The organism is Nonomuraea rhodomycinica, from assembly GCF_013363995.1.
GTDB lineage: Bacteria > Actinomycetota > Actinomycetes > Streptosporangiales > Streptosporangiaceae > Nonomuraea > Nonomuraea rhodomycinica.
Genome location: NZ_JABWGO010000002.1, coordinates 330,808 through 350,109, shown reverse-complemented (window position 1 = coordinate 350,109; position 19,302 = coordinate 330,808). Strand labels below are relative to the sequence as shown.

Annotated in this window: 12 protein-coding genes; 1 reads left to right on the top strand and 11 read right to left on the bottom strand. The window is 73.1% G+C overall.

All coding sequences use genetic code 11. The annotated features are described in order from the left end of the window. Positions 1-160: 160 nt before the first annotated feature. From HT134_RS45485 to HT134_RS12610, 10 genes are all read right to left on the bottom strand, one after another. Positions 161-3,145, bottom strand: coding sequence for a hypothetical protein (locus HT134_RS45485; RefSeq protein WP_312888099.1), 2,985 nt, complete (start codon positions 3,143-3,145; stop codon positions 161-163). An 851-nt stretch (positions 3,146-3,996) separates the two neighbouring features. Continuing rightward, on the bottom strand, positions 3,997-4,389 hold the full coding sequence (locus HT134_RS12650; protein ID WP_175600557.1) for an Rv3654c family TadE-like protein: 393 nt from the start codon (positions 4,387-4,389) through the stop codon (positions 3,997-3,999). 266 nt (positions 4,390-4,655) lie between these two features. Then, a complete protein-coding gene (locus HT134_RS12645) occupies positions 4,656-5,024 on the bottom strand; it encodes a TadE/TadG family type IV pilus assembly protein (protein WP_175600556.1) in 369 nt (122 codons plus the stop codon). A gap of 158 nt (positions 5,025-5,182) precedes the next feature. Then, positions 5,183-5,575, bottom strand: a complete 393-nt coding sequence (locus tag HT134_RS47605) for a TadE family protein (protein ID WP_312888098.1) — start codon at positions 5,573-5,575, stop codon at positions 5,183-5,185. 350 nt (positions 5,576-5,925) lie between these two features. After that, positions 5,926-6,147: a Flp family type IVb pilin gene (locus HT134_RS12635; RefSeq protein WP_175600554.1), complete on the bottom strand. Its 222-nt coding sequence runs from the start codon at positions 6,145-6,147 to the stop codon at positions 5,926-5,928. Beyond that, positions 6,147-7,067 carry a type II secretion system F family protein gene (locus HT134_RS12630; protein WP_175600553.1) on the bottom strand — a complete coding sequence of 307 codons (921 nt, stop codon included), beginning with the start codon at positions 7,065-7,067 and terminating at the stop codon, positions 6,147-6,149. Before HT134_RS12630 ends, HT134_RS12635 begins: the two co-directional genes overlap by 1 nt. A gap of 335 nt (positions 7,068-7,402) precedes the next feature. Further along, entirely contained in the window at positions 7,403-8,245 is an 843-nt protein-coding gene (locus tag HT134_RS12625) for a type II secretion system F family protein (RefSeq protein WP_175600552.1), read from the bottom strand. After that, complete coding sequence (locus HT134_RS12620; RefSeq protein ID WP_312888097.1) at positions 8,245-9,540, bottom strand: TadA family conjugal transfer-associated ATPase; 1,296 nt, start codon at positions 9,538-9,540, stop codon at positions 8,245-8,247. Before HT134_RS12620 ends, HT134_RS12625 begins: the two co-directional genes overlap by 1 nt. Further along, positions 9,537-10,253: a CpaE/TadZ family protein gene (locus HT134_RS12615; protein ID WP_175600551.1), complete on the bottom strand. Its 717-nt coding sequence runs from the start codon at positions 10,251-10,253 to the stop codon at positions 9,537-9,539. Before HT134_RS12615 ends, HT134_RS12620 begins: the two co-directional genes overlap by 4 nt. A 1-nt stretch (position 10,254) precedes the next feature. Next, positions 10,255-10,920 (bottom strand): hypothetical protein, encoded by a 666-nt coding sequence (locus tag HT134_RS12610; protein WP_175600550.1) that lies wholly within the window; start codon positions 10,918-10,920, stop codon positions 10,255-10,257. Between the two features lie 1,112 nt (positions 10,921-12,032). Here HT134_RS12610 and HT134_RS45475 point away from each other — a divergent pair. Next, positions 12,033-17,798, top strand: coding sequence for an FtsK/SpoIIIE domain-containing protein (locus tag HT134_RS45475; RefSeq protein WP_246364372.1), 5,766 nt, complete (start codon positions 12,033-12,035; stop codon positions 17,796-17,798). 469 nt (positions 17,799-18,267) lie between these two features. Here HT134_RS45475 and HT134_RS12595 read toward each other — a convergent pair whose 3' ends face one another. Next, entirely contained in the window at positions 18,268-19,203 is a 936-nt protein-coding gene (locus HT134_RS12595; protein WP_246364371.1) for a DUF418 domain-containing protein, read from the bottom strand. Between the last annotated feature and the right edge of the window lie 99 nt (positions 19,204-19,302).

The window sequence follows — 19,302 nt, the reverse complement described above, 5'->3', positions numbered from 1 at the left end:
CCCATCCGGAACGCAGGCACGATCAGCCCGCCAACGACCGCGGCGCTCAACCGCATCTTCTGCGCGGTCCACGTGCCACCGACCGCCGTGCCCAGCGGGAACCCCCGCACCGTCGGCGCGCCGCCGACCGCCTCGCTCAGCCGGAACCCTCCTGCGGATGTCATGCCGTCGACTCCCTCACCACGTGGATACGCCAGGCGGGCAGCAGTTCGTCGATCAGCGCCTCGGTCTCCGGCGCCAGCCCGCCCGTGTAGGCGTACGCCCCCGATCGCCTGGTCAGCGCGTCGACCACCGCGCGCAACCGCACGAAGTCGCGCGTCGCGTGCGTCGCGCGCAGCAGGTCGCGCCACAACCCCTCGTCGTCGGCCGCCAGCAGCAACGCCGCCCGTACAGCCGCTACCGCCGCCTCCGGCTCCCTCTGCGCGAGCCGCAGCTCACACAGCCGGTGGGCCGCGTCCGCAACGGCCGCCGACACGTCGTACTCCAGGTCGTCGGCCGCCAGCCAGGCGTACCGGCCCGGCGGGCGCCCGCTCAGCAGCGGACCGCGCACCAGCCCGAGCGCCCGTTCGAGCAGCACGGCCCGCGCCGCCGTGTCCCGGTGCGACCGGCGCACCAGCTCCCGGAACAGCGCCCAGTCCGTGCGCACCCCCGGCCCGAGGCTCAGCCGGCCCGCATCGTCCACCCGCAGGTGCGCCTCGCCGAGCCAGTCGGCCACCCGCGCGATCGTGGCGTCGCGGACCATGGCCTGCACGCCGCGCGGCCACAGCACGCCGCCCAGGACGACCGGATGGACACCGCCGGGATGCGTGGCCAGGTACACCAGCATCTCCGCGGCCAGCGCCATCCGGCCCTCCTCCAGGGGGCGGAGTCCGGCGATCTCGATCGGGCCGAGCATCCGGACCTCCACCTCCGGGGGCTGGAGGTCCTCCAGCGGCTCGGCCTCGGCGATCGGCTCGCCGTCGTACCTGCCGGCCGTACGGAACAGCTCGACGAGCGCCTGGTAGTGCCGGCGCGGCAGGAGCTGGGCGGTCACCTCGAACCCCAGCTCGGCGATCCGGGCCTTGCCCTCCGGGGTGATCTCCAGGGTCCAGGTGGCGTGGGGGACGTCGCCGGTCACCACGTAGCCGGCCGTGTCGTTGCGCGCCAGCAGCGCGAGCCGGCGGGCCTCCTCCTGGGTGGGGGTGACGGCGGACAGCAGGTAGTGGGCGTCGCGCCGGCGCCCGGTGACGCGGCCCGTCAGCACCTCCTGGCGGGGGGCGGCGGACGCCTCCAGTTCCGGCAGCACCTCGGCCAGGCTGCCCACCGACCTCACCCGGTCGGGCGCGATCGCGGTCAGCTCCTCGCCGAACCCGACGAGCGTGACGCTCATGCCGTCGGACCAGCGGTTGGTGGCCAGCTCGACGGCCAGCGCGGCGAGCGCCGCGGTGGTCTGCGGGCCGCGGATGTTGATCAGGCCCTGTGCCGCCTCCAGGTCGACGAGCACCCTGCCGCCGGCGTCGGTTCCCAGCGACACCAGCCCGGGGTACGGCGCGCCACCCGGCCTGCCCGCCGCGTACGGGACGCCGCCTGCCGGCCCGAGCCCACTTCCCGCATACGAGACATCTCGGGACCTTCCACCCGCCGGACCCGGCCCATCACCCGCGTACGGGACACCACCCGTCGGGCCAAGCCGCCCTCCCGTGTATGAGACATCGCCCGACCTGCCACCGACCGCAGCCGACCCACCACTCGCATACGGGACACCTCCCGATCTGCCACCGGCCGGGCCGACCCCACGGACCCCACCGGTGGCGGAAGCCTGGGCGGTGACGTTGCCGGTGGCGGCAGCCTGGCCGGTGACGTTGCCGGAGGCGGAGGCGGTGACTGCGGCTGCGGCTGTGGCGTCCCAGCGCTCGGCCAGCAGGCGTCCCTCGTGCGCCGGCAGCCGCCACACCTGGCCGCCGTCCTGCACGGTCCACGGGGCGGGGGCGTCCCCGTCCGGAGGGTGGATCCACAGGTCGAGGTTGCGGGCCGACAGGTGCGCCGCGTACACGGTCGGCGGTGTGCGGCCCTGCGCGGCCAGTTCGGCGCCCAGCACCCGGAGGCCGATGTCCAGCAGGCGTGTGCCGGGGGCGTCGGCGCCGATGCGCAGCGCGACCTCGGCGCTGGCGGCGTCACCGCGCGGGCGCGCGATGCGACGGCCGAACGCCCGCCGCCACAACTGCTCCCGGCGCCGCCTGCCGAGCAGCGCCAGCAGCCCGGCGGCGGCCAGCGAGGCGCCCGCCAGGTAGTCGACGAGGTCGAGGCCCTGCTGTTGTTCCTGCTGCTGCCGCTGCTCCGGGGCTTGGCGGTGCTCGGTGCCCTGCCGCTGGTCGGCGTGGTGCCTGGGGGCATGGTGCGTGACTTCCTGGCGTACCTCGTCGGCGGCGCGACCCGGGCCCGTGGAGACCCGCCCCGGGTGCTCGCGCAGCGTCTGCGCCCGCGCCTGGTCGGCGGGGACGACGTGAGCGTGGCGGGCGTCGTCGGGCATGTCGAGGACCCAGCCGGGCCTGATCAGGTCGGCCATCCGCAGGCGGGCGCCGTCGGGCTGCTCCTTGTGCTGGTTGAGCCGGAAGATCTCGGGGTAGCGGCGGCCGTCGCCGAGGCACTTCTCGGCGATCTCCCACAGGCTTTCGTGGTGGCGGCCATGAGGCGGCTGCACGACGTACACCTTCTTCACGCGCGCCGTGTGCGGCTGCTCCTCTTGCTGGTCCGCGACCGGCGCGGTGAACGCGACGGTGGCCACGGGCGGCGCGGCGGGCGGCGTCATGCCGAGGCGCGCGACGGGCACGGCCACGGCCCCGGCGGTGAACAACAGCAGCACCGCCGAGACGAGCCGGTTGGCCAGGGCCTGGGTGGTCCCGGAGAACGGGACACGGGCCGGCATGCCGACCCGGCGCACCCCCGCGTACACCTCGACCATGACGCACGCGACGAGCTGCAACCAGGCGATCCACACGAACAGGACGAGGACGGCCACGATCGTCGACGGGCCGACGCTGCTGGTGAGGAGGTCCAGGTCGAGCAGTTCGGGGGCGATGGGCGGCCCGGCGAACCTCAGCAGCGCGTACGGCACACCACCGACGAGCGCGACCAGGACGACGAGCGCCCCGAGCCCGGCGACCACGTCCCCGGGGCCTCGGCGGGGGGAGACACGCGCATGCCCCGGCCCCTGACCGCGCCCTTGCCCGAAACCACGCCCCTGCCCCGAACCGACCTGCCCGAAGCCACGCCCCGAGTCCCCCGAGCCTTGCCCTTCCAGCCCTGGCCCTCGCCTCTCCTGCCGTGGTCCCGCCGGCCCTTGCCCCTGCAGCCTTCGTCCTGCCGGCCCTTGCCCCTGCAGCCTTCGTCCCGCCGCCCCCTGCCCCGCCGACCATTCGTCCCGGTCAGCATCTCGCCGACGTCCGCGCCCGAGCCGCCCTTCGCGCTCCCGCCGGTCGGCGGCCTGCCGTTCGCGGTCACGCTCGCGTTCGCGCTCGCGGCTCTGCCAGGCTTCCCGAACCCGTTCCTGAGCGGACATCGACTCCCGCACCCGGTCACCACGTGATCCCAGAGCCTGTCTCGGCCCGCTGTCACGCGCCCCCGCCCGGCCACTCGGCTCCTCCGCAGCCCGTTCGCCCTCGGAGAGCTCATCGCGGGAACGTTCCCTTCCGGACCGCCCCCGCCCCGTCCCGCCGGAACGCCAGTCCCCCGCGTACTCGGACGGCCGCGGAGCCTGCCACGGCCCCGCGGCAGGCCGGCCACCCGCGGAGGGGTCGGAGGAGCCGCCGGACGACCGCGAGCCAGGAGCGGTCGGCGAATCATCCGCCCCCCGCGCGGGGGGCGGAACCGGACGGCCGGGGAGGCGTGGCCGGTCGCCGGTGGGGTCGCGCCATGGCGGTCCGGGTGGCTCTGGCGTCGGCATCGCCTCTCCTTCCTCAGGTCAAGCGTGGGTGCTCATCGCTCCCGCATCCATCGACCGGCGGGAATCGGTCTGGCTCATCTCGCCTCGGGCCCGGCCGACGCCTCTCCTCGCATCTCGCCGCCCTGGAACCCGAGCGCGCCCAGGAAGAACGCCCGCCATGCGACGTTCACCCCGACCGTCACGACGGCCTGGTCGCCGCCCACCTCGCACGAGGCCGAGCCCACCCCGTCGCCGCCCTGCGCGGTGATCAGTTCCTCGGCGCGGGCGCAGACCTCGCCCTGGTCGAGCAGCCGCGTCTCGCCGGTCGCGCGCAGATGGTCGATGTCGATCTTGTCGGCGCCGGCGCGGGCGGCCTGTTCGGCGATGTCGGCCGCCCGGAGCCGCGCGTTGATGGCCGCTCCCCCGTCGACCAGCAACCCGGCGAGCATGAACACCACCACGGAGAACAGCACGGTGAACACCGACATGGACCCGCGCTCGCGCCCGCCCCTCGCGCCCGGCGGTTCCGCCCTCCCGCACGGGAGACCGGCGCTCAGGTCCAGCGATACGGCATCCCGACGGGGCACACCCGCCCTCCAACGCGGCGATACGGCACCCCAACCGGGCACACCCGCCTTCCAACGCGGCAGTACGGCGCCCTTGCCTGACACACCCGCCCTCCAGCCTGACGATTCCGCCGGCGTCGGGCGGGTTCGCGCCGCCGGGCTCAGCCTCCGCCTGCGCTGAAGCGCGTTCACTCCACCCTCCTGAGCTGCTCCAGGGGCACCACGGCGGTCCCCGTCATCCGCCGCGTGGCCCCGAACCCGAGGAACCCGAGGTCGAGCTCGCAGGTGACCTCGGCCGACACCTGGCCGCCCGCCTCGAAGCGGGACCGGCCGAGCGAGACCGCCGGCTGCGCGCAACTCCCCTGGAGCGCCGCGGTGGTGGCCTCTTCGGCCGCCCGTCCCGCCGCGTCGAGATCGCGCTGTACGGAGGCGGCGCGGGCGGCGTCGCGGGCGGCGCCGTTGACCTCGCCCTGCGCCTCCACCACCCGCCCGGCCCCGGCCAGGAACATGAGGAACAGCAGGAAGACGGGCGCGAGCATGACGGTCTCCACCGCCATGGATCCGCGATCCGCCCGCCGCCCCGGCCTACGACGAGCCGTCCCATGCCCGGGCCTACGAGGATCCCCCTCGCCCAGGACCGTCCCACCGCCGACGGCACCACGCGTTCCGGCCCGGCGGCAGGCCGCGGCCCCGTACGTTCTCACCCCGTTCCCCGTCATTGGCAGTCGTCGCCCCCGTTGTCGGGACGGAAGCACTCGACCGGCCCGCCCGACGTGGCGGTGATCGTGAACGTGAGCTGTGGCAGCAGCGGGATGACCTGCACCGCGTTGCCCGTCACGGTGACCCATCGCTGGTCGGGTTCGCGTTCGGAGGTCGTCGCCGTCGCGCCGGCCAGGAGCTGTGGCCCGATCGCGCGGATGACGTCCGTGGCCTTGGTCGTGGCCGCCGTCTCCCAGTCGCCCGAGTCGAAGGGCGCCGAGCGCGCCACGCGGGCGCCCTCGCGGGCCGCCGCCTCGGCCACCTGGCGACCGTGGAACCACAGCGCCACCTGAATGATGAGCAGCACGACGGCGAGCACGACCGGCATCAGCAGCGCCAGCTCGATCACGGTGGCGCCCCGCTCGCGCCCGGACCGCCTACCGAGGCGCCCGCGAACACTCCCGCTTCTCGGACGAGCCCCCTGGGTGCGCAGGCGAGTGCCCCCGGAACTGGGACGATCCTCCGGGGAACCCGGACGAGCCCCCTTGGACCCTGGACGAGCACTCCCCGCGCGTGGACCAACCCCCTGCGAACCTGGGTGAGCGCTCCGGGCTTGTGGACCGAGCTTCTGCGATTCTGGGCGAGCGCCCTCAGCGCGTGGACCAAGCCCCTGCACCTCCGGGTGAGCACCCCAAAACCACGCACGCGCTTCTCGCGAGCGCGAGCGGCGGCGGAGACGGGGCCGGGACCGAACGGCGATCATGTGTTGCCGTTGCCTCCACCGAAGCTGTTCTGAATGTCGCCCTGCTTCTGCTCCACGAGCGTCCGGATGAGCGTGGCCAGGCCGAGCGCGACGCCGGCGATGATCGCGGTGATGATCACCCATTCGACGGCCGAGGCTCCCCGGCTGGGCGCGGTGCGGGCGCGGTGGATGCGCACGCCGAGGTACGCGCGCAGGTAGACGATCCAGGGATGGTTCATCAGGACCCCAACATCTTCATAGCGGCCGGAAAACTGAGAAAGATCACGAACCCGGCGCAGAGCAGAAGCTGCGCCACGAGCATCGACTGGGAGCGCTCGCCCGCCCGGCCCTCGACCTCGGCCAGTTCGCGGCGGCGCAGCGTGGCGGCCCTGGCCGTCAGCGAGGCGCGTACCTTGGCCCCGTCGTCGGCGACCAGGCCGAGCGCGGCGGACAGGTCGCGCAGCTCGTCCACGTTGATCTCCTCGCCGAGCTGCCCGAGCGCCTGCCACGGCGTGATGCCGACGATCCGGGCGCCGCTCAGCGCCTCGCGGATGCGGGACATCGCCCAGTTGGGCTGGTCGCCACTGATGGTGACCGCCATCATGAGCGCCTCGGGCACGCCGCGCCCGCCGGCGAGGTTCATGGAGACGAGGTCCAGGAACGCGCTGACGACGTGCCGGAAGTCGCGCCGTTTGGCCGCCGCGTCGCGTTTGACCTGGAGGTCGGGCAGGAAGAAGAAGACGGCGGCCGCCGCCACGGCCGCCCAGAACGGGATCGTCAGCGACACGCCCCAGCCCATGAGGAACAGCCAGGCGATCAGCACGGGGAAGGCCAGCAAGCCCGCCGCCGCGAGCAGCGCCTTGGTGGCCAGGAAGCCCTCGAACGACCGCCCCACCAGCGCCAGGTCGGACTTGGTGGAGCGGACCTCCCAGCCGCGCGCCCGGTACAGGCGGGCCAGCCGCACGCCGAGACCGCGCCGGAAGGCGCTGACCTCCTCCTCGGCGGTCACCAGCTGAACGCGCGGCGCGCCCGTGTCCTCGCGCACGGCCTCGATCGCGAGCAGCCGCGCCACCAGACCGGGACGGGCCGGGAACAACGCCCGTACCAGCAGGAACAACCCGAGGCCGAGCACACCGCCCGCCAGCACTCCCTCAACCACGACCGCCTCCCGGAGAACTCGGCGCCACCACGGGCACGTCTCCGACCACGCCAGCTCGCGGACCACCAGACGCCACCACCACGGGCACGCCCCCCATCACGGCAACCTCCGGACCACCCGACGCCGCCACAGGAGCGCCGCCGATCACGGCAACCTCCGGACCACCCGAGGCCGCCACAGGAGCGCCGCCGATCACGGCAGCTTGCGGAGGACCCGGCGCCCTCACCAGCGCGCCGTCGGCCACGGCAACCCGCGGCAGGCGACCACCCGAGGTCATCACAGCCACCCGGCCCGTCACAGCCGCGCCGGCCTCCGACCTCTCCCGGGTCAGCACGTCAGCCATGGCCGCCTCCGACGAGGAGCCGCGTGGGCTTGTCGAAGCGGGCCAGCCGCCGCATCCAGGCGAACCCCGCCCCGAACAGCCCCGCCACGACCACCAGCACGGCCTGCCCGAGCAGGCTGGTGTACTCGCTGACGTACGACGGGTTGAACACGATCAGCAGCCCCGCGAACACCAGCGCGGTGATCACCACGATCTGCACGCTGCGGCGGGTGGCCCGGCGCTCGGCCTCGACGCGGCGGCGCATGTCGAGCTCCTCGCGCGCCGACACGGCCAGCGCGCCCAGCACGTCGCGCAGGCCGGGACCGCGCAGCCGCGCGTTCAGCATGAGCGCCGCCACCACCAGGTCGGCGGACGGGTCGTCGAGCTCGTCGGCGAAGAGGGCGAGCGCGTCAGGCAGGGCCATCCTGGTGTGCAGGCGGTCGATGAGGGCGCGCAGATGCGGCCGGAGCATGGGCGCGGCGGCCCTGATGGACGACGGGATGGCCTGTTCGAGGCCGGCGGCGCCGGCGATGGTGTCGCGCAGCGACTCCGTCCAGGCTGCCAGCCCTTCGAGGCGGCGCATGGCGGCGCGTTCCTCGGCGGCGCCGCCGGACAGGCCGCGCCAGGCGAACACCAGCAGCACCGTGCCGGCGGCGAACACCGGCCAGCGGGTCACCGCGAGGACCACGGCCGCGGCCACGGCGGCGATCGCGCCGCGCGTGGTCAGCATCCTGACCAGGTCGCGGCGCTGCCGGGCGGGCCGGGGCCGCATGCCGTACAGGGAGAGGACGAGCAGGTAGAGGCCGCCGCCGACGGCGGCGCCGGTGAGCAGGGCGAGCGGGTCGAGGCCGGTCATCACCACACCCCCGGGGTGTAGCCGTGGGCGATGAGCTCCTGGAGGCAGGCGATCGGCGCGTGGGGCACGGCCGGGCCGTCCGGTCCGGGCACGAACACCTCGCTGGACAGCACGCGGCCGTCGCAGCCGTTGACCTCGCGGATGCTGGAGACGTACCGGCGCAGGGTGCCGCCGCGCTGGTAGTCGTTGCGCTTCTCCACGAACACCACGAAGTCGATGGCTCCCGCGATGAGCATGTGGGTGGCGTCGATGGGCAGGCGCTCGCTGGCCTGCAGCGCGTAGGTGGCGATGCGGTTGAACACCTCCATGCTGGAGTTGGCGTGGATGGTGGACAGGGAGCCGTCGTTGCCCTGCGTCATGGCGTTGAGCATGGTGACGATCTCGTCGCCGAGGACCTCGCCGACGATCACGCGGCTGGGGTTCATGCGCAGGGAACGGCGGACCAGCTCGGCCATGGTGATCTCGCCCTGTCCCTCGGAGTTGGGCAGGCGCTGCTCGAAGGCCACCACGTTGGGATGCAGCTCGGGGAACTGGTCGAGGCCGAGCTCCAGGGCGCGTTCGACGGTGATGAGCCGCTCCGTCGGCGGGATCTCGTTGGCCAGGGCGCGCAGGAGCGTCGTCTTGCCGGCGTTGGTCGAGCCGGCGATCATGATGTTCTTGCGCGCGGCGACGGCGGCCGTGAGGAACCTGCCGATCTCGGGGCTGATGGTGCCGTTGCCGGCCAGGTCGCTGAGGAACACCTTGCCCAGGCGGGCGCGGCGGATGGACACGGCGGGCCTGATCGTGACGTCCATGACGGCGCTCAGCCGGGAGCCGTCGGGCAGCCGCAGGTCGAGCTGGGGGTTGGCGGTGTCGAACGGCCTGCTGGACAGGCCGGAGTAGGCCGCCAGGATCTGGATCAGCTCGATCAGCTCGTCGTCGGACTCGGCGACCGGCTCCTGCATGAGCTCCTGGCCGTCGGCGTAGCTCACGAAGACGCGGTCGCAGCCGTTGATGTCGATGTTCTCGACGTCGGGGTCGTCGAGCAGCGGCTGGAGGCGGCCGACGCCGAAGAGCGCGGCATGGATGCCCGCCGCCAGCCCTTCCTCCTCCTCGGCCGTGGGGGGCGTGCGGCCGAGGCCGATCTCGCTGCGCGCGTGCTCCTCCAGCACCTGGGAGATGAGCGCGCGGGCGAACTGGCGCTCGTCCTCGCCGGTCATCGCGGCCAGGCCGTTGGCCTGGTCGAGTCTGCGCTGGTGGGCCAGGCGGTCGCCGACCTCCTGCCGGAACCGCTTGACGAGGCCGTGGTCGATCACGGGTGGCTCACCAGCCGTCCCGCGAGGTCGCGTGCCGTACGGATGAGCAGGGAGCGGTCGAGCCGGCCGCCCCACTGGCCGCGCAGCAGCTCGGCGCCCTTGGGGTCGTGGGCGAGGCCGTGCACGAACGCCACGCTCGGCCCGACGATGCGGCGGACGTCGTCGATCGAGGAGCGGTAGTTGCGCGGGTCGGCGATCACGACGACGCCGTGGGCCTTGGTGATGGACAGGCGTTCGCGCAGGTGGGCGACGTGGTCGAGGGTGGCTCGGGTCAGCAGGAGCACGGTCTCGGCCTCGGCGAGCAGGTCGCCGAGCTGGGGATGGGCGCCGAGCCGGCCGCAGTCGGCGATCACGTCGGCGTTGGGGATGGCGGCCAGCGCCCGGCCCAGCGGGCCCCACAGCCAGGTCAGGCCGGCGGCCTGCTCACCGTGGGTGAGCCCGGCGAGGACGTCCAACCCGCCGACGATCTTCTGGGTGTGCTGGTGGATCTGGCCCGGCTCCAGGCCGCGCCGCGCGCCGGCGGCGAGGGTGAGCAGGCCCTTGCCGGGGTTGAGCACGCCGCCGTCGGCCGCGGGGAGCCGGTAGGCGATGTCACCGCCGGCCGGGTCGCACTCGGCCAGCAGCACGGGCCGCGGCCAGACGGCGGCCAGCGCCGTGGCGGCGGTGGTGACTCCGGGCGCGCCCTTGTCGGCCGCCAGCACGATGAGGGCCACGTCAGCGCGCTCCCGGCAGCTCGGCCACGGCGATCTCGCCGCTGGAGGCGTAGCGGAGGATCTCCGGCGAGGCGGTGGCGTCCACGACGACGGTGATCAGGCCGGTGCCGCCGGTGCGGCCTGGGGTGCCGACGCTGAAGACGAGCGCCTTGTCGGCGAGCACCCGGCTCTCGGCCTGGCTCGTACGGGCGGGCACGTAGACCACCTGCACCCGGTCGCCCTGCCGCAGCCCGGCCGGCGCCTGGCCGGCCTTGAGCGCGAGCCCCACCTTGGCCTTGCCGGGGACGAGTTCGGAGCTGGCCCGCACGCCCATGGTGTTGGTGAGCAGCGTGCCGGGGAGGATGGTGACCGCGGCGAAGCTGTTGAGCACCTGCTCCCGCTGCGTCCAGCTCACGTAGTCGAGGCCGGTGTCGGCGATCTGCACCTCTTGGAGGGCCTCCGCCGTGAACTGCTGGCCCGCGCCGATCTGCTGGGTGACGCGGATGGCGGAGATCCGGTCGCCGCTGCGCATGACGAGCAGCGTCGTGGCGAGCGCCCCGCCCAGGATCAGGAGCACCGCGAGGGCGGCCAGCGCAGGCTTCCGCTCACGAGGAGGGACGGGCAGCTTGCGCGAGGCCGGGCCGGACAGCCCCGCCGCGTCGACGGCGGGCTTTTCGCTGGTCCTCATGGGTGGGGGGCTCCCATTAAGTGGAATTTTCGGAATTCACGCCATTATGTGCAGCCCGACCTCGGGGTGGGGCGGGAATGCGAGGAACCATGCTCGTTTCGCAGGTGGGGACCTGTCAACTCAACGTATTCAATGCTTATTGTTTCTACCAAGTTGACGGCATTGGCATTTTGGGGCTATGTGTCACAACTGTCACATCAGTCCCTATATGTTCGGGCCTTTATGTCACTTTTCAGCGGGCCGTACCGATCCGGTGGTTCGGTACGGGTCGGCCGGTCGCCCGCCCACTCGCCAGTGGCGACAACGAGGACAAGCGCCTGGCGACCGGAGACGCATCGGCGCTCACCTGCCCGGGAGACAAAACAGAGATGTCACCCGACGCAGGCGAAACCAGAACCACACACCGGAAACCGGAGGCGAACGGCAAGCTGCGCCGCCACGAACACTACGCGCGGCGGCGAGAAACCCGGGCGTGTCATCCACAGGCCATTCCTCGGGGCGCCCGGTTATCCACAGCCGGCCGTTTCCATGCCATTGGCGTCAACCCGGAGGCCTAATCTCGCGGCGGGCGCTACCTTGGCGCCGAGATCCGACTGAGGAGACGGCACATGCGGATCATGCTCACCGTGCTCGGCGAGCGGGGCGACCGTGACATCGTTCTCGACGGCGACGACGGCACCACTGTCGCCGCGGTGAGCGAGGCACTCGACCAACGGGAGCCGCTCACCAACGTGGTCCGTCTACCCCGTTCGCGCGCCCCCTACGACTCCTCCGGGGCCGCTTCTCCGTCGTGGCGTGCCGAACCAAGCACAGGAAGGACCGATCGCGGCGCTCCAAGGACCGACACGGGCACTACCCGGGGACACCACACGGGCACGTGGGAAGCCGACACGGGCACGTGGGGAGCTGACACGGGCACGTGGGAAGCCGACACAGGCGCGTGGAGGGCCGACACAGGCGCGTCGCGAGCCGACACGGGCGCGTGGAGGGCCGACACAGGCGCATGGCGGGCCGGGCGCGGCAGGCGACGGGCGGAGCCCGGAGGGCGAAGCGTCGCGGCAGGCTGCACGCTGTGGCGCAACGGGCGGCCCCTCGATCCCCGTGCCCCCGCCATGGCCGTGCTGCGCGACGGCGACAAGGTGACGCTCGACCCCCACCTGGCACGCGCGACGATCATCGAGGAGCCGGGCGGCGTGGCCGAGGTGCGCGTGGTGGGCGGTCCCGCCGCCGGCGCGGTCCACCGGCTGGGGCTCGGCGTCCATGTCATCGGCTCCGACCCCACGTGCGCGCTCACCGTGGCCGACCCCGCGCTCGCTCCTGAGGCCGTCGTCCTGCGCGTGACCCCCGGCGCGATCACCGCTGAGCCGGTCCGCCGGGCAGTCCCCGACGCCCCCAGGCTCAAGCTCAAGGGCCGGTGGGCCGACGAGGTGGCCGAGATGACGGCGCGGGTCGCGGAGCGGCAGGCCGCCGAGGCCGCGTCGGAGTCGTGGCAGCCGCCCGAGCTCGACGGCCGCCCGCTCGACGGACCGGCCGACTGGCCGGAGCACGCGGTGCTGACCTGCGGATCCTCCGTGTTCGCGCTGACCGGGATCGAACCTCAGGACGCGCATCTGGCCCCCAGGCCCGAGGGCGGGGTCGCCTACAACCGGCCGCCGCGGTTGCGCCGCTCCGCCGGGGAGCGCGCGTTCGAGCGGCCCGCCGAGCCGCGCCGCTCCGAGGGCATGCGGCTGCAACTGCTCGCCGCGTTCCTGCCGGCCGTCCTCGGCTGCACGCTGGCGTACGTCATGCACCAGTGGTACTTCCTGCTCATGGCCCTGATGACGCCCGTCATCATGATCGGCCAGTGGTGGAGCGACCGGCGGCACGGCCGCAAGCAGCATCGCAAGGCCCTCAAGGAGTTCCACGAGCGGCTCAGGGCGTACGAGCGGGCGGTGGAGCAGGCCAGGGCGCGCGACGAGGTGACGCGCCGGTCCGACGCCCCCGACCCCGCCGAGGTGCTGCTCACGGCGACGGGCCCGCGCCGGCGGCTGTGGGAGCGCCGCATCCACGACCCCGACGCGCTCCGCCTCCGGATCGGGCTGGCCGACCTGCCCGCCGACCTCGACCTGACCGAGGAGCAGGGCGGGCCGATCGACCCGCCGATCTGCCGGGCTGTTCCCGTGGCGCTGGCCATGCGCCGGCTGGGCGTCGCCGGCATCACCGGGCCGCGCGACGCGGCGACGGGCCTGGCCGCCTGGCTGGTGGGCCAGGCCGCCACCCTGCACAGTCCGCGCGACCTGGCCATCGTGGTGCTGTCGGCGCGCGGCGACGGCGAGCGGCGCTGGGGCTGGGTGCGCTGGCTCCCTCACTGCGCGCCCCGCGCCGGAGAGGACTGCGTGGCCCTGGTCGGCACCGACCCGGAGTCCGCCGCCCGGCGCGTCACCGAACTGGCCGCGCTCATCGACGAGCGGCAGAACACCGCCATCCCCGAGCTGGGCAAGATCCCCACCGGCTGGGACGATCTCGGCGGGCCCGAAAGGCCCGTCTTCTCCACCTACGACGACCGTCCGTACGACGTGCTGGTCCTCCTCGACGGCGCCCAGGCCCTGCGCGGCCTGCCCGGCATGCCGCAGGTACTGCGCCAGGGCCCGCGGGCCGGCGTCTACACCCTCGCCATCGACGAGGACCAGCGGCTGCTGCCCGAGGAGTGCGCGACGGCGGCCGCGTGCGGCACCGACGGTTTCGTACGGCTGCGCGGCGGCGGCCTCGACGTCATCGGGCCGGTCCTGGCCGACCTCGTGTCGCCCACCTGGTGCGACCGGCTGGCCCGCGCCCTGGCCCCCATCCGTGACGTGAGCCGCGACGACCCCTCGGGCAACCTGCCCGCCGCGGCGCGCCTGCTCGACCTGCTCGGCCTCGCCACGCCCACCGGGCAGGCCGTCGCCGCCCGCTGGCGCGGACGCGGCACCACCAGAGCGACGATCGGCATCGGCCCCGAGGGCCCGTTCGCGGTCGACCTCGCCCTCGACGGCCCGCACGGGCTCATCGCCGGCACGACAGGCGCGGGAAAGTCGGAGCTGCTCCAGACGCTGATCTGCTCGCTGGCCGTGGTCAACCGTCCCGACCAGCTGACGTTCGTGCTCATCGACTACAAGGGCGGGGCCGCGTTCAAGGAGTGCGTCCGGCTGCCGCACACCGTGGGCATGGTCAGTGACCTCGACGGCCATCTGACCCAGCGGGCCCTCGACTCGCTCGCCGCGGAGCTGCGGCGCCGCGAGCGCCTGTTCCGGGCGGCCGGGGCCAAGGACATCGACGACTACATCGGCGATCCGCTGCCGCGGCTGGTGCTGATCATCGACGAGTTCGCGGCGCTGGTGTCGGAGCTTCCCGACTTCGTCGCCGGCCTGGTGGACGTCGCCCGCAAAGGCCGCTCACTGGGCATCCACCTGATCCTCGCGACCCAGCGGCCCGCCGGCGTCGTCACGGCCGAGATCCAGGCCAACACCTCGCTCCGCATCGCCCTGCGGGTCACGGAGCCCATGGAGTCGTCCGACGTCATCGACATGCCGGACGCCGCGCACATCTCGAAGACGACACCCGGACGCTGCTACGTGAAGTCGGGGACGGGCGCGGCGACGGCCGTCCAAACGGCCAGGGTGGGCGGCCGCAGCCCCCTCCCCCGCGCTCACGCCCCTCGTCCTCTCCTCTCGGCGCCACTCCCCGAAGACGACGGTTTCCTGACGGCGCCACTCCCCGAACACGACGCTCCCTCCCCGGCACCCCTCCCCGAACACGACCCCGCCCTCTCCGCGCCACTCCCCGAACACGGCCCTGCCTTCTCGGCACCCCTCCCCGAAGATGCCGCTCGCTTCTCGCCGTCGCTCCCCGAGAGCGACGCTCGCTTCCCGCCGTCACCTCGTGGCGGCAAGGGCTTCCTCCCGGCGCCACTCCCCGAAGGCGACGGTTTCCTCTCGGCCTCATCTCCTGAAGGCGGCGGTCTCTTCCCGGCGTCACCTCCGGACAACGACGGCTCCCGCCCGACTTCACAGCGTGGGGAGGGCGGTTTCCCCCCGGCTCCGCCTCCCGGTGGTGACAGCCCTCTCTCAGCGCCATCCCCCGGAGATGGTGACCTCTTCGCGGCGTCATCCCCTGATGGAGCTGGCCTCTTCGCGGCGCCACACGCCGGGAGTGACGACTCCCACGCGGCGTCACCCCGTCCCTCGAATGACGGCACGAGCAGGAGAGGCAACAGCGCCGACGACACCGGCCGCACAGGTCGTGGTGGCGGCACGAGCCCGGAAGGCATCGACTCCAGCGGCGACGCAAGCGGACAGCCCGCCCCCCGCCACTCGCGTCCGCGCCGCGACGGCCATCCTTACGCCCCTCGCACTCAGCCCGGCGACGCCGCCAACACGCCCCAGAGCAGGCGAACCTCAGACGGCCGTCACCACGCCCCCTACACCCGCCCGGCCAACGACGCTCTCCCCGGACAAGGCGTCCACCCCCCAGGCGACCGGTTCCCCGGTGTCACCTCACTACCCCGTACGGATGGCTTGTCAGTGCGCGGCAGTGCACCAGGTGAGGATGGCGCGCGAGGGCACCTCAACGCACCGGGCGCAGATGACGTACGCGTCGGCGAGCCTCGAGTCACCGGACGTGGCTCCGGCCAGGCCGGGCTTCATGAGGCTTCGAATGTTCTCGGCGCCCCCGCCGGCCTCGGGAGGCCGGGCGGTGACAGTGGTGGTCGGTCCGAGATGGGCGACGGGGGTCCGGGGAGCGTACGCGTCGTGGATGTGGACTGGCGGTCTCTGGGCCGCCCCCTGCCCGCGCCGCCCGAGCCTCCGGAGGAGTCGACCGTCACCGACCTGTCCATCCTGGCGGACGCGATCGTGGAGGCGACCCGGCTGACGGGAGTACGGCGGCAGCCCAGTCCATGGCTGGAGCCGTTGCCGACGCATCTGGTTCTCGACCAGGTCCCTGCCATGACCGGGCGCCCCCAGGCGTACGCGGGTATGGGCATGCCGACCGGCGATTCGACCACGCACCAGGGTCAGCCCCGACGCCCGGGGGCACACACCGGACCGATCCCCCAGATCGGCCGCTCGGGGGTGCCCCGGCATCCGGCGGAACACCTTGACGCGCACACCAGACCGGACCCTCAGCTCGGCCACTCGGGTACATACCGGCATCCAGCCGAACACCCTGACGCGCACACCAGACCCGATCCTCGGAGCGGCCACCTGAGGCCACACCACGATCCGGCCGAACACCTGGATGAGTACACCGAGCCGGACCCTCGGATCGGGCAGATGGGGACGCGTTCCGGATGGGGTTCGTCCGAGTTCGTGGAGGTGGAGCCGATCCCGTTCGGCGTCATCGACCGGCCATGGGCCCAGGATCGGCGGCCCCTCGCGCTCGATCTGCGTCACGGTGGTCACCTGCTCATCGCCGGATCTCCGCGTACCGGACGGTCCACGGCGCTCCGGACGGTCGCGGGAGCGATCGCGGCACAGGCGTCCCCGGCGGACGTGCACGTGCACGCCATCGACTGCGGTTCCGGGGCGCTGCTGCCGCTCGTGGCGATGCCGCACTGCGGTGCCGTCGTGACGCGCGACCAGCTCGACCGCGTCGAACGCCTCCTCGGCCGGCTGCGCGCCGAGGTCGGCCGTCGTCAGCAGTTGCTCGCGGAGGCCGGACACGCGTCCTTGGCGGAGTACCGCGCGGCGGGCCACCGGCTTCCGTGGCTGGTGTTCATGCTGGATCGCTGGGAGGGGTACGTCGCCGCGTTCGAGAGCTACGACTACGGGCGGCTGATCGACGCGGTGCTGCAGCTGCTGCGGGAAGGGCCGGCGGTGGGGCTGCGGGCGGTGGTGACGGGCGACAGGTCGTGCCTCATGGGACAGGTCTCTACGGTGTTCGACGACCGGCTGATCCTGCGGCTGGCCGATCCGGCCGACTACGGTCTCGCGGGACTGCCGCTCAAGGGCTTGCCCTCGTCCATGCCGCCCGGACGGGCGCTGTCGATCGGCGAGCACGGCGTCGTCGAGAACCAGATCGCCCTTCTGACGGCCGATCCTTCCGGTCCGGCCCAGGTGGGAGCCTTGCAGGACCTCGCCCGGTCGGCGTTAGGCGACGGGAGGGGCCGGGATGCGGTGATCGCGAGGCCGGGCGGCGCCGGTCGAGGGGCGTGGCTGTGGGAGGGCGAGCCTCCGCTCCGGGTGGACGCGCTGCCCATGCGGATCACCGTCGGCGAGGCCGAGGCCCTGGCCCCCGGATTCAGCCGTCCCTCGCCGCTGTGGGCGCTGGTGGGAGCGGGCGGGGACGCGCTGGCGCCGCTCGGCATCGACCTGTATGCCCAGGGGCCCGGCGCGGTGATCGCCGGACCGCCCCGCTCCGGCCGGTCCTCGGTGCTGCTGACCGCCGCTCACTCGCTCATCGCGCACGGCACGCCGGTGGTGGCGATCGCGCCGAGACGCAGCCCGTTGCGCGACCTGCGGGGTGCCGTGGCGGTCCTGGACGGCAACGCCACCGATCTCCAGGAACTGCTGGCCGCGTACGAGGAGTACGTGGTGCTCGTGGACGACGCGGAACTGATCAGCCCGGACAGCCCTCTCGGCATGGCGCTGGAGGAGGTGCTGCGGTCCGGGCGCGACGGAGACCACGGGCTGATCATCGCGGGGTCCACCGGCGATCTGACGCAGGCCTACCGGGGTTTCGTGGCGGAGACCCGTAAGTCACGGACGGGAGTGTTGTTGTCGGTGCAGAGCCCGGCGGATGGGGATCTGCTGTCGGTACGGCTGCCGCGTGGTGCCGTAGGGGGTCCGCCAGGGCGAGGGCTTCTCATCACGATGGGCACCATGACTCCCATCCAGGCAGCCCTCCCGGAGGGCCATGTGTAGGGCATCACCACGGCAACCCTCATCCCCGCGCGTGATGCGGCCGGTGTCAGGATCTTCGCGCCTGGCCATCCTCATCGCGCTCTCTCCCCGCCCCGGAGGTCGCCGCTCTGGAGATTCCACTGGCATGGAGGTTCACCGCTCTGGAGTGCACCGCTCTTAAGATCGCCGCTCTGAGGATCAGCTGTGGAACTCATAGACGGGCCGTGGGACATCCGCACCGCCGCCCCCCTGCAGATCCGCAAGGTGAAGGGTGGGCTGTTGGACGGGGCGGGACGTGCCCTCGCCATGTTCCCATGCCGACACGGGGGCAGGTTGCCGGTCCGACGCAGGTAGGTCTCCCGGCCCGACACACCGTACGTCCCCGGCCCGACGCCGAGTACGTCCTTGACCCAACGCGGAGTAGGTCCCCGCCCGACACAGAGTCAGCGGGCGTCCTGCTGCGGGACGGCATTGGGGTGGGTCGTCGCGGTTACCGCAGGGGTGGGCGGCGGGCCCAGGTGGCCCAGCGCCACAGCCATTCCAGGGGGCCTTGGCGGTAGCTCCTCAGCCAGAGCGTGGACCACAGCCACTGGACAGCGAGGATGCCGCCGGCGATCGGCACAACCGTCGCCGAGGTCCAGCTGTCGGGTGAGCCGCCGATGAGACTGGCGGTCAGCAGGACGAGGAGCGTGGCGGTCAGGTAATTCGTCAGCGCCATCCGGCCCAGCGGCGCGAAGATCCTCTGGAGCAACGACCGGAGCGGGGTCTTGAGGAGGAGCAGCACCCCGCACACGTACGTGCCCGCGGTCAGCAGCCCGGCGACGCCGAACCACGGGTTGAAGTGCGTGTCATCGGCCGATGCCTCGATCTGCAGCCAGGCGGCGGCCACCGCTCCGGCCACGAAGACCAGGAAGAGCGCGACCGGCCCCCATGTGGCACGCTCGATCCCGGCGATCACGCCGTACCGGGTCAGCGCCGAGCCCAGCAGGAACAGTCCGGGCACCAGTGGCACGCCGTTGCTGCCGAGGATCGGCGGCAACACGATGAGGATGGCGGCGAGCCCCGCGACGGCCCAGCGCGGCAGCCAAGTGGAGGGCAGGAGCACCACCAGGCCGACGACGGCATAGATGGTGAGGATGTCGCCCCGCCACAGCAGGAACATGTGGACCAGGCCGATGGCGAGCAACGCCAGGAGGCGGCGCAGCAGGAGTACCCGCGGGCGCGCGACACTTCGGCTCGCGGAGTCCAGCAGCAGCGAGAAGCCGACGCCGAACAGCAGAGAGAAGATCGGGAAGAAGCGCTGGTCGACGAAAAGGCCCGGCCATTCCTCACCGCCCTGCCCCTTCGTCACCACAGCCTGCGTGACCGGTACGGCGTCGACCATGTGGGCGATGGGCTTGACGTTGGCCAGCAGGATTCCGCACAAGGCGAACCCGCGGATGACGTCGAGTGCGGCGATGCGAGGACGGGACGGTGGGGGTGCGGCGGCGCGTGCCTCGTGCTGGCTTGGCAGTGGTGGTGCGGG

Coding starts and splice junctions, on each gene's coding strand:
- HT134_RS12625 (WP_175600552.1), bottom strand. CDS start 8,245: ATGACCGGCCTCGACCCGCTCGCCCTGCTCACCGGCGCCGCCGTCGGC.
- HT134_RS12650 (WP_175600557.1), bottom strand. CDS start 4,389: ATGTCGGTGTTCACCGTGCTGTTCTCCGTGGTGGTGTTCATGCTCGCC.
- HT134_RS12610 (WP_175600550.1), bottom strand. CDS start 10,920: ATGAGGACCAGCGAAAAGCCCGCCGTCGACGCGGCGGGGCTGTCCGGC.
- HT134_RS12645 (WP_175600556.1), bottom strand. CDS start 5,024: ATGGCGGTGGAGACCGTCATGCTCGCGCCCGTCTTCCTGCTGTTCCTC.
- HT134_RS12635 (WP_175600554.1), bottom strand. CDS start 6,147: ATGAACCATCCCTGGATCGTCTACCTGCGCGCGTACCTCGGCGTGCGC.
- HT134_RS45475 (WP_246364372.1), top strand. CDS start 12,033: ATGGCCGTGCTGCGCGACGGCGACAAGGTGACGCTCGACCCCCACCTG.